The sequence below is a fragment of the Salmonella sp. SAL4457 genome, assembly GCF_046548235.1.
GTDB lineage: Bacteria > Pseudomonadota > Gammaproteobacteria > Enterobacterales > Enterobacteriaceae > Salmonella > Salmonella enterica.
In genome coordinates, this window is sequence record NZ_JBGDZO010001324.1 from 1 (window position 1) to 236 (window position 236).

1 protein-coding gene is annotated in these 236 nt (G+C 52.1%); it reads left to right on the forward strand.

The window, feature by feature from the left end; genetic code table 11:
• A partial coding sequence (locus ACLJNW_RS28480) for a phage tail protein (protein ID WP_410962030.1) occupies positions 1-236 on the forward strand: 236 nt, incomplete at both ends.

Genomic DNA, 236 nt, shown 5'->3' on the forward strand with positions numbered 1-236 from the left:
GTTGTGTCATGGACTGATCCGGATAATGGTTGGGAGCAGGTAAAAGAATACGTTTCCGACGATGAGATGATCGCTCGCGGAAACTACAACGAAACAACAATTGAAGCATTCGGTTGCACGTCTCGCGGTCAGGCATGGCGCGCTGGGAAATGGCTTCTTGAAACGGCGAAACGGGAAAGCAGCAGACTGTCTTTCCAGATGGCGCGCGATGCTATCCACTTCACGCCGGGTGATAT